We start from the raw sequence: 9,917 nt of genomic DNA on the forward strand, positions 1-9,917 counted from the left end.
GATAGACGCAAAGATGACCACGAATCACCCCTGCAGCGAAACGAGCGTGTAGAATGGACGACGAGAGACTCGTCCCCGGCGAGGTCGACCCCGGCGAGGGGAGCGTCGTCATCAACGAGGGTCGCGAGACGACCACTGTCGACGTGGCCAACACCGGCGACCGGCCCATCCAGGTCGGGTCGCACTTCCACTTCTTCGAGACGAACCGGGCGCTGTCGTTCGCGAGAGCGGAGGCGTTCGGTATGCGACTCGACATCCCGGCCGGGACGGCAGTGCGGTTCGAACCCGGCGAGGAGACCGAGGTCGACCTCGTCGCCTTCGGCGGGAAGCGACGCGTGAGCGGCCTGAACAACCTCACGAACGGCGCGACGAGCAAGGGCGCGCCGGCCGACGCACTCGAACGGGCCCGCGACGGCGGCTTCGAGGGAGCGTGAGATGGCGCGGGAACTCTCGAAGAAGCAGTACACCGACCTGTACGGTCCCACCGAGGGGAGTCGCGTCCGCCTCGGCGACACGAGCCTCGTCGCCGAAGTCGAAGCCGACCTGGGGACGCCCGGAGACGAGGCGGTGTTCGGCGGCGGCAAGACACTGAGGGATGGAATGGGGATGGCCCCGGGCGTCACCGCCGAGGAGGGCGCGCTCGACTGGGTGCTGACGAACGCGACGGTCATCGACCCCATCGTCGGCATCGTCAAGGGCGACATCGGCATCAAGGACGGTCACATCGCGGGCATCGGGAAGTCCGGCAACCCGAACACGATGGACGGCGTCGACCCCGAACTCGTGGTCGGCCCCTCGACCGACGTCTACCCCGCCGAGGGCCTCATCGCGACGGCCGGAGCGCTCGACATCCACGTCCACTTCAACAGCGCCCAGTTGGCTGAACACGCACTCGCGTCGGGTATCACGACGATGCTCGGCGGCGGCTACGGCGGTGGGGCGACCACCGTGACGACCGGTCCGGTGAACATCGAGCGGTTCCTCCAGGCGGCCGAGGCGTGGCCCATCAACGTCGGCTTCTACGGCAAGGGGAACTCCTCGGGGAAGCCGGGGCTGTACGAGCAGGTCGAAGCCGGAGCGGTCGGCCTCAAACTCCACGAGGACTGGGGCTCGACGCCGGCGGTCATCGACACCTGCCTCGAAGTCGCCGACGAGATGGACGTCCAGACGTGCATCCACACGGACACCCTGAACGAGTCGGGGTTCGTCGAGGACACCTTCGACGCCATCGACGGCCGGACGATGCACATGTTTCACATCGAGGGCGCAGGCGGCGGCCACGCGCCCGACATCCTCGAACTCGTCGGCGAGCCGAACGCGCTGCCGTCGTCGACGAACCCCTCGATGCCGTTCACGACCAACACCTTCGACGAGCACCTCGACATGGTGATGGTGTGTCACCACCTCAACCCCGACGTCCCCGAGGACGTTTCGTTCGCCGAGTCGCGCATCCGTCACGAGACGCTCGCCGCCGAGGACGTCCTCCACGACATGGGTGCGGTGAGCATGATGACCACCGACTCGCAGGCGATGGGCCGGATGGCCGAACTGATCTGTAGAACGTGGCAAACAGCAGACAAGATGAAGAAACAGCGCGGCCCCCTGCCCGGCGACGAGGGGTCGGAGAACGACAACGAGCGCATCCTCCGCTACGTCGCGAAGTACACCATCAATCCCGCCATCACCGCGGGCATCGACGACTACGTCGGGTCGCTGGAGACGGGGAAACTCGCCGACGTCTGCCTGTGGGACCCCGCGTTCTTCGGCATCAAGCCGGACCTCGTGATGAAGGGCGGCTTCCCCGCGCTGTCGAAGATGGGCGAAGCGAACGGCTCGCTGATGACCTGCGAGCCGCTGAAACAGCGCCCCCGCGCGGGAGCCGTCGGCAAGGCGAAGAACGCCCTCAGCCTGGCGTTCGTCTCGCAGGCGGGGTTCGACAACGACGTCGGCGAGCGGTACGGCCTCACGAAGCAGGTTGTCCCCATCAAGGGGACCCGGAACCTCGCGAAGGACAGCATGGTCCGCAACGACTACTGTCCCGAAGGAATCGCAGTCGACCCCGAGACGTTCGAGGTGACCATCGACGGCGAGGTGGTCACCTGCGAACCGGCCGAGGAGATCTCGCTGGCCCAGCGGTACACGCTCTGACCGAACTCACCCACACACCACACATCCGACACCAATGCAACTCACCCCGAAAGACCAGGAACGACTGACGGTGTTCATGGCCGCAGAACTCGCCCGCCGCCGGAAGGAACGCGGGCTGAAACTCAACCACCCCGAAGCGGTGGCGTACATCTCCGACTGGGTGTTCGAGCGCGGCCGCGACGGCGAGAGCGTCGCGGACATCCGTGCGGAGGCCACGGAACTGCTCTCCCGCGAGGACGTGATGGAGGGCGTCCCCGAGATGATCGACATGATCCAGGTCGAACCCACCTTCCCCGACGGGACGAAACTCGTCACCATCCACGACCCCATCAGGCGGGACGAACCGCTGGAGGTGGGCGAGTGAGCCGAACCGGAGGCGAGAGCGAGGAGGCGACTCGTCCCAGAAGCTACCGCGACGTGCCCGTCGTCGGCATCGGCGGCCCCGTCGGGTCCGGGAAGACGTCGCTCATCCAGCGACTCGTCCCCCACCTGAAGACCGAGGACCGGACCCTCGGCCTCATCGCCAACGACATCCTCACTCAGGAGGACGCGAACGTCCTGAAAGAAGCGTTCGCGGGCGAGATACCGGACGACCTCGTCCAGGGCGTCGAGACGGGGGCGTGTCCCCACACCGGAATCCGGGAGGACCCGACGATGAACCTCGACAAGGTGACCGAGTACGCGCAGAACTATCCCGAGTTGGACCTCGTCCTCCTCGAATCCGGCGGCGACAACCTCGCCGCGACGTTCAACCCCGAACTCGCCGACTACTTCGTCTACGTCATCTCGGTGGCGGAGGGCGACGACATTCCCCGCAAGCGCGGCCCGGGCGTCGTCGACTGCGACCTCCTCGTCATCAACAAGACGGACCTCGCCCCGCACGTAGGCGCGGACCTCGACGTGATGGAACGCGACACCGAGGAAGTGAGAGGGGACCGCCCGTACGTCCTCACGAACTGCAAGGAGGAGTCGGGCATCGAGGAGGTCGCCGCCCACATCGAGCGGGAGGTGCTGTTCGCGTAGATGGCGGCGTCGACGAACGGGCCACCGCCCGAGTTCCAGCCGTACGCCGCAGAGTCGCTGGCGCAGTCGCCCGCGGGGGCCGTCGGGAAAGGCGGCACGCTCGCCCTCCGGTTCGCCCGCGGGCGGGACGGACAGTCGCGACTGGTGTACGACCGCGCGACGGTCCCGTTCCACCTCACGGGCGGGCTGTACCACGACGAATCGATGCCCGACGTCGCCTCGGCGTACGTCCAGGACCCCACCGGCGGCATCGCCCAGGGCGACCGGTACGAGGCGACCGTCGAAGTCGAGGCCGGCGCGCGCGCACACGTCTCGACCGGGAGTGCGACGAAGGTGCTCCGGATGGAGCGCAACTACGGCGCGTCCACGACCGAGATAACGGTCGACGAGGGGGGCTACCTGGAGTACCTGCCCGAACCGACCATCCTCCACGAGGGCGCTCGCTTCTGGCAACAGGTGGAGATGGACCTCGCTCCCGACGCGGCAGTGCTGTTCGCCGACGTCGTCGTCCCGGGGCGACTCGCGCGCGACGAACTGTTCGCGTTCGAGCGCCTCCACACGGGCGTCGCGGCACGGCGCGACGAGCAGGAACTGTTCGCCGACGCGGTGCGACTCGACGGCGGCGACCACCTGAGCGGACCGGGGCTGTTCGGCGAGTTCCGAGTCGTCGGGACGTTCTACGTCGTCGCCCCCGACTACGACGAGGTGGCGACGCTGGCGGACGCGCTCCACGAACGGGTCCAGCCCGGCGGGGACGAGGACGACCCGGCCGCCGTCGGTGGTGCGTCGGTCCTCCCGCGGGAGTCGGGCGTCGCCGTCCGGGTCCTCGGCGACCGGGCGAGCGACGTGACCGACCGGCTCCACCGGGTGTGGGACCGGGCTCGAGAAGCGCTCGTCGGGGCCGGCGCGCCGGACACGAGGAAGTTCTGATGCGCGTCGCACACGGTCCCGTCGAGGCCGAGGGGGCGGCGGACGCGGGGCGCATCGTCGTCGACGAGACGCAGCGGCGGCGCTCGCGCTTCCGGACCCGGACGGACGACGGCGAGGCGGTCGGGGTCGTCGTCGACGGCGCGGGGGTACTGTCGGCGGGTGACGTCCTCGAGACCGAGGACGGCGAACGGTTCGTCGTCGAACTCGAAGCCACAGAGGCGCTCGTCGTCGAGTTCGACGGCGCGAACGACCCGGCGGCGATGGTCGTCGCCGGCCACGCCGTCGGCAACCGCCACTGGGACCTCGTCGCCCACGAGGGACGGGTGCACGTCCCCACGGACGGCGACCCCGAGGGGCGCGCCGCCTTCCTCGAACCGTACCTCCCGCGGGACGCGAGCGTGCGGGTCGAGTCGGTCGACCCGTCGCTGTTCGACGAGCGTCGAACGGCGCACGGGCACAGCCACGAACACGGAGACGGAGGGCACGGACACGACCACAGCCACGGACACGACCACACGAACGAGGCCGCGACACTGACCCGTGACCGACTCAGGCGACGGGGGGCGACCGATGAGTGAGCCGGAGGAGGACGCGTCCGTCGACGGGGACGCGGACGCGTCGCTCGCCGCGTTCCAGCTCGCCGACTCCTTTCTCCCGGTCGGCACCTACACCATCTCCTACGGCGTCGAGCAGTTCGCCGCCACGGACCGGGTCGAGACGAGGGAGGACATGGAGGCGCTGCTCCGCGACTACCTCCGACAACAGGTCGGTCCCTGCGACGTCGTCGCACTGGCGGCGGCGTGGGACCGAGCGGGCGGCGCGCCGGAGGACGAGACGCTCGACGCACTCACCGCCGTCGACGAGCGGCAGCGGTCGGTGACGCTCCCGCGGGAGTTCCGCGAGAGTTCGGAGAACTCGGGCCGGCGCCTGCTCGAACTGATGGCCGAGACGACCGGCGACGCGCTCGTGGACGCGTACCACCGCCGCGTGCTCGTCGACGACGCGCCCGGGAACCACGCCGTCGCGCTGGGACTCGTCGCGCGGCGACAGGGCATCCCGCGGGAAGAGGCGTGTCTGCTCGCCTGCCACTCGTTCGTGGTCGGGCTGCTCGGCGCGGCACAGCGGCTCGTCCGCCTGACCCACACCGACGCCCAGCGGCTCCTCACCGCGCTCCGTCCCGTCGTACGCGAGGTGTGTGAGACGTACGCTGGCCGCGACCCGGAGTCGATGGCCCCGTTCGCGCCGCTGGTCGACGTGATGGGGATGGGTCACGAGCGCGCCGAGCGCCGGCTGTTCGTCAGCTGAGACAGAGCGGTCAGATGAACTGCTCGACGACGGCTTCGAGCTGATCACGGACCGTCGCGACGTCCGTCGACTCGACCGATATCGACGTCGTCTGCTCGTCGGCGTCTGCCAGTTCACTGAGGATACCGGCCCGGCGGTCCACCTCGACGAAGACCGTGAGGGCGTCCACCGCGGGGTCGAAGACGAGTTCCACCTCGTCGACCTGTCCCCGGAAGGGACCGCCGGCCGCGTGGAACTCGAACTCCTGGACGAACGCCCGTCCGGCGGCGTAGCGACCCGAGTGCTCGATCTGACACTCCGCGGAGCGGAACGAGAAGCCGAGTTCGTCCATGGCGTCGAACACGGCCTGCATCCGCGGGGTCGGCTGGACGTCCAGGTGGTCTCTGTCCTCGGGGTCGACCGCCATCGCGATGTCCAGTTCCGTCTCGACCCACACCTCCACGCGCCCGAGGGTGATGGGGGTGGCGTAGGGGATGTCGATGGTCGCCGAGCGGACGTCGCTCTGGCCGGGTTCGATGGTGAAACCATCGGAGAGGCGGAGTCGGCCGACGTCGACTTCGGTGGAGCCGTCCTCGGTCGCACACCGGGTCTCGACGTCGAGTTCGATGGCGTCGACCGTCTGTTCGGCGGAGCCGCCCTCGACGTGTATCTCGGCGTCGACCGACTGTCCCGGCTGGACCGTCGAGGAGGCGAGCACCGTGTCGACCGTCGCGTTGCCGATACCCACGCTCGCGAGGACCTTCTTCATACGTCGAACCGGGTGGCCCCGACAGGCATATGTCTTCTGTCGCGCACGCTACACGCCACGACGGCGCCGTTCCCAGTTGGTTGAAACCGGCGGGTCGGTATTTATGTACGGACGACGACACGCCGACGAGAGGTGTTCGTACGGCCATGACCGTGAATCTGAGCACGAACAATACGACAGTCCTTCTCGTCGTGACGAAGACGGTGACGCTCATCCTGGGCGCGCTCATCACCTTCCTCGCGTACCGGGCGTTCCGCCGACAGGGAGCACCGGCACTCAAAGCACTGATGGTCGGCTTCGGCCTCGTGACCGTCGGATCGGTCCTCGGCGGCGCGCTGTACCACGCCGCCGACGTCGGATTCGCCCTCGGCGTCGGTATCGAGAGCCTGGTCACGGCTGCCGGGTTCAGCGTCCTCGTCTACTCGCTGTACGTCGGCGTCGACGACACCGGCGACTCCCGCTCCCCGTCCCGGCAGACGGTGACAGAGCGTGACGGCCGTCGCCGCGGCGCCGACTGAACCACGCCCGAGACGACACCGACGCGTAACCCACGCCACCCTCTGCCCGAACATGTTCGTGGTGACGCTGAGGGGGACACGGAACGTACGGTGACGTATGAGTACGACCACGGCAGCAGAGACGGACGAACAGCAGACGACAGTCACGGTCCGGTGTACCGGACACGTCCGGACGGCCCTCGGCACGCACGAACTCACGTTCGAGTTCGAGGGTGACACCCTCCGGGAGTTCCTCGACGAGTTCTTCGCGGAGTACGACGTCGCCGACCTCCTCATCGCCGAGACGGACGAGGAAGCGACCGCTCACGGCTGGGCGGACGTCGACGACCCGCCGGGGAGTTGGCGCAAGAACCCCGAGGGCGAGAACACGCGCTGTTACGCCCGGGTCTGCGTCAACGGCCGGTTCAACGAGAACCTCGACGGACTGGATACGAAACTCGAAGACGACGACCGCGTCGCCCTCATCTACCCGTTCATGTTCTGCTGCTGACCGGGAGCCACCACAGGGGGCGACGCGAGAAGGGAGGCCCGTTCAGTTCAGTACCGCGAGGGGAGGAACGCCAGTCCGACGAGGAAGACGATAGAGGCGCCCGAGAGGATGGTCACGCCCCAGAGACCGTTCTTCTGCTCGGTGAACTGGTCGATGTCGTCGTTCTGTGCGCGGAAGTCCTCGAAGTCCTGCGTGAGCTGGACCGAACTGTTAGTCGGGAAGTGTGCGAGGTAGGTCTGCCCGCTCAGCGTGACGTTCGCGTGGTGCGACACCTGAACGGTGTTGTCTCGCGGCGCGTTCCACGAGAGGGTCACCGCGTCCGTCGTGACGTCCACGCGCGTCTGGTTCCCGTTGTAGTCGAGCGTCCCGCTCTCGGTGACCTCTCGCTCCGCCGGCGTCGGGAAGTACTCGCTCGCCGGCACGAGCGTCGAACTGTTGTTCTCGGTGACGATGACGTACGCCTGACCGTTCCGGGTGACGGTCTCGTTGTCCGCGTTGGTGTCGTTGGCGAGGATGCCCGCACGGTCGATGGACTCACGCAGCGTCGCCGACGAGGGGTCCGACTCGTTCGGGACGACGACGGTCCACTCCTCGCCGTCGAACGTCACGGTGGAGTTGTTGTCCCACGTCTCGGTGTAGAGGGCGGACTCGTTCGTCCACGCGAACGTCGCGGAGTGGGTGACGGTGACACCACCACCGCCGCCGTGTCCGCCGCCACCACTCTCCTCCTCTTCGGTCACCACCTCGGTCGCGGTGTACTGCTGCCCGTCGATAGTGAACGTGTCACCCTGTTCGAGCGAGTAGTCGGGGTTCTCGAAGCCGACTGTCGGTTCCTGCGCGGTCGCGATGAGCGAGTACGACGCCGCCCCCACGACCAGGAAGAACGCGACGTAGATTGCCGCGGCGCGTCGTTGCATAGTCGGACGATAGGCCACGCGGTGTATAACGGTTACTGAACGTCCCTCCCGTGCGCGGTCGGACGCGCGGCGTCGCCCAGTGGCTCACTCCTCGTCGTCGTGCCGCTCGAACCGGTGTCGGACGACCGGTGAGTCGTCGTCCCACTCGAAGGAGTCGTGGACGGCCTCGAGCCGTCGTCGGTACGCCGCGAGGTCCTCGGACCCTTCCGCACGCGCGTCGGCGTCGGTGAGGTCACCCAGCGTGCGTTCGTCGACCCCGGTGACGACGAACGTGACGCCGTCGATGGTGAACGTGTCACCCTCGTCCGCGTACCGGTCGCCGCGGTGGAGTTGTGTCAGGTCACCCGAGAGCGCCATCTGCTCGACACGCTCGTTCGGCAGGAGGGTGCTGGCGTCGATGGTTACCATGGGAGGAACGGAGGACGGGACGGACAAAAACCCGCTGCCCCCACGACTAACAAACTGTTAGCTGATACCGAAACGAATCACTATATAGCGCCCTCCCCTACGCCGGGTATGACCACGAGAGAAGCGGCAGACGCCGACGACCGGTACAGCGAAGAGGCGTGTGTCGTCATCGACTCGCTCGAACAGATCGGGTCCCAGTGGCGACTCATCGTGCTCCACGACCTCCAAGAGGGCGAGAAACGGTTCAACGAACTCAAGCGCTCGACCGGGTCGAGCGCCCGCACGCTCTCGCGCGTCCTCGACGACTTACGGGAGACGGGGTTCGTCGACCGGCGACTCGAAGAGGACGCGCCCGTCGCGACGTACTACTCCCTGACGGACAAGGGGGAGTCGCTCGCGCCGGTGTTCGACGCTATCGAGTCGTGGGCGAACGAGTGGCTCGTCGACGAGGAGTCGGGGACGGAAGCGGTCGAGTCGCTCACGTCGTAGTGGTGTGAAGAGTTGGGGGAGGGGACACCCAACTCGGCAGCCAGTCAATAGAGAGAGTCGACGGCCGCCAGCGTATCATTACCACATGTGTATCATAACTCTTGCGGGAACCAGTCAGACAGGCAGACGGAGACCGGTCGAGTCTCTCGCCGTCGCGGCCATTTTACGAAGGCGGAGAGTCCCTCCACACGCGTCAGAGAGTGCAGGGTCAGGTGTCGTCCCACGACCGGAGTTTCACGCGCTCGCCCGTGTCGGTCGTCCAGTAGAGTTGGACGAGGACGCCGCGCCCGGCGCGGACGACTCCCGTGTCTCCGTCGTCGACGACGCCGCTCCACGAGACGCGTCGTCGCACCCCGTCGGCCGTCACGACGAGGTCGGCCGCGGGGACCGCCTCACCCCCCTGGTGTGTGAGGCGGACGTGCGAGTCGTTGAGCCGCTCCAGCGACCACGTCGCGTCGGGCGCCGCCGCAACGTCGGTCGACGGGCCACCGAGTCCCGCGACGACCACGCCGACGACGCCGACGACGATGAAGAGGGCGACGGCGAGACCGAACAGGTTCAGCAGTCGGTCGCCGTCGTCGCTCATGGCTGGTCCCGACGGCGTGGAGACGGGCGTCGGTCGAACCGGGGCGGTGCCATCTCCCTCGAACGTTGGCCGGGACGGTACTAATCCGTTCGGCCGGGAGCCTCGCCGTGAAGAGAAGAGCCAAGGGCCGGATTTGAACCGGCGATGATCCGCTCTGCAGGCGGACGCGTTAGGCCGGACTCTGCCACCTTGGCGCGCTCGGAACTACTTCGGAGAGCCGCTTAAGCCTCACGCTTCGTGCGAGCGGGGGACGCAATCGGGGGATGGGAGTCGTGGCTGTGGCCGTCGCTCTCACTCGCCGTTCGCGTTCGAAGTACGAAACCCCCCCACGAGTTCACGTGCGGGGGGCGTGTCT

The 9,917-nt window shown here is 67.8% G+C and carries 14 protein-coding genes and 1 tRNA gene; 10 read left to right on the forward strand and 5 right to left on the reverse strand.

From position 1 onward, the window contains the following. The first annotated feature begins 53 nt into the window (after window positions 1–53). Genes ACESK5_RS17715 through ACESK5_RS17745 form a run of 7 tightly spaced genes read left to right on the forward strand, consistent with a single transcriptional unit; the run spans window position 54 to window position 5,406 of the window. On the forward strand, window positions 54–434 hold the full coding sequence (locus ACESK5_RS17715; RefSeq protein ID WP_372912909.1) for an urease subunit beta: 381 nt from the start codon (window positions 54–56) through the stop codon (window positions 432–434). A gap of 1 nt (window position 435) precedes the next feature. After that, window positions 436–2,148: an urease subunit alpha gene (gene ureC / locus ACESK5_RS17720; RefSeq protein ID WP_372912910.1), complete on the forward strand. Its 1,713-nt coding sequence runs from the start codon at window positions 436–438 to the stop codon at window positions 2,146–2,148. A gap of 34 nt (window positions 2,149–2,182) precedes the next feature. Then, window positions 2,183–2,512, forward strand: coding sequence for an urease subunit gamma (locus ACESK5_RS17725; RefSeq protein ID WP_372912911.1), 330 nt, complete (start codon window positions 2,183–2,185; stop codon window positions 2,510–2,512). Next, complete coding sequence (gene ureG, locus ACESK5_RS17730; RefSeq protein ID WP_372912912.1) at window positions 2,509–3,171, forward strand: urease accessory protein UreG; 663 nt, start codon at window positions 2,509–2,511, stop codon at window positions 3,169–3,171. Before ACESK5_RS17725 ends, ureG begins: the two co-directional genes overlap by 4 nt. Continuing rightward, window positions 3,172–4,101, forward strand: coding sequence for an urease accessory protein UreD (locus tag ACESK5_RS17735; RefSeq protein ID WP_372912913.1), 930 nt, complete (start codon window positions 3,172–3,174; stop codon window positions 4,099–4,101). Then, the gene (locus ACESK5_RS17740; RefSeq protein WP_372912914.1) at window positions 4,101–4,679 is read left to right on the forward strand and encodes an urease accessory protein UreE; all 579 of its coding nucleotides are present in this window, start codon (window positions 4,101–4,103) and stop codon (window positions 4,677–4,679) included. Before ACESK5_RS17735 ends, ACESK5_RS17740 begins: the two co-directional genes overlap by 1 nt. Next, complete coding sequence (locus ACESK5_RS17745; protein ID WP_372912915.1) at window positions 4,672–5,406, forward strand: urease accessory protein UreF; 735 nt, start codon at window positions 4,672–4,674, stop codon at window positions 5,404–5,406. Before ACESK5_RS17740 ends, ACESK5_RS17745 begins: the two co-directional genes overlap by 8 nt. Before the next feature lie 10 nt (window positions 5,407–5,416). Here the strand turns inward: ACESK5_RS17745 and ACESK5_RS17750 are convergent, their stop codons facing one another. Continuing rightward, window positions 5,417–6,154 carry a sporulation protein gene (locus ACESK5_RS17750; protein ID WP_372912916.1) on the reverse strand — a complete coding sequence of 246 codons (738 nt, stop codon included), beginning with the start codon at window positions 6,152–6,154 and terminating at the stop codon, window positions 5,417–5,419. 146 nt (window positions 6,155–6,300) lie between these two features. Here ACESK5_RS17750 and ACESK5_RS17755 point away from each other — a divergent pair, with 146 nt between their 5' ends. Next, complete coding sequence (locus tag ACESK5_RS17755; RefSeq protein WP_372912917.1) at window positions 6,301–6,672, forward strand: hypothetical protein; 372 nt, start codon at window positions 6,301–6,303, stop codon at window positions 6,670–6,672. Window positions 6,673–6,769: 97 nt separating this feature from the next. Further along, window positions 6,770–7,162, forward strand: a complete 393-nt coding sequence (locus ACESK5_RS17760) for a MoaD/ThiS family protein (RefSeq protein WP_372912918.1) — start codon at window positions 6,770–6,772, stop codon at window positions 7,160–7,162. 47 nt (window positions 7,163–7,209) lie between these two features. Here ACESK5_RS17760 and ACESK5_RS17765 read toward each other — a convergent pair whose 3' ends face one another. Together ACESK5_RS17765 and ACESK5_RS17770 are read right to left on the reverse strand one after the other, a co-directional pair. Next, window positions 7,210–8,079, reverse strand: a complete 870-nt coding sequence (locus ACESK5_RS17765; RefSeq protein WP_372912919.1) for a hypothetical protein — start codon at window positions 8,077–8,079, stop codon at window positions 7,210–7,212. A gap of 84 nt (window positions 8,080–8,163) precedes the next feature. Next, window positions 8,164–8,487 (reverse strand): ASCH domain-containing protein, encoded by a 324-nt coding sequence (locus tag ACESK5_RS17770; protein ID WP_372912920.1) that lies wholly within the window; start codon window positions 8,485–8,487, stop codon window positions 8,164–8,166. 108 nt (window positions 8,488–8,595) lie between these two features. On the opposite strand from ACESK5_RS17770, the gene ACESK5_RS17775 reads away from it, so the two are divergent. Beyond that, a complete protein-coding gene (locus ACESK5_RS17775) occupies window positions 8,596–8,976 on the forward strand; it encodes a winged helix-turn-helix transcriptional regulator (protein WP_372912921.1) in 381 nt (126 codons plus the stop codon). A gap of 208 nt (window positions 8,977–9,184) precedes the next feature. Here ACESK5_RS17775 and ACESK5_RS17780 read toward each other — a convergent pair whose 3' ends face one another. Next, window positions 9,185–9,562 carry a type IV pilin gene (locus ACESK5_RS17780; protein ID WP_372912922.1) on the reverse strand — a complete coding sequence of 126 codons (378 nt, stop codon included), beginning with the start codon at window positions 9,560–9,562 and terminating at the stop codon, window positions 9,185–9,187. Window positions 9,563–9,680: 118 nt separating this feature from the next. Beyond that, window positions 9,681–9,756, reverse strand: a tRNA-Cys gene (locus ACESK5_RS17785). Between the last annotated feature and the right edge of the window lie 161 nt (window positions 9,757–9,917).

The sequence above is a fragment of the Salinigranum sp. genome, assembly GCF_041641895.1.
Lineage (GTDB): Archaea > Halobacteriota > Halobacteria > Halobacteriales > Haloferacaceae > Salinigranum.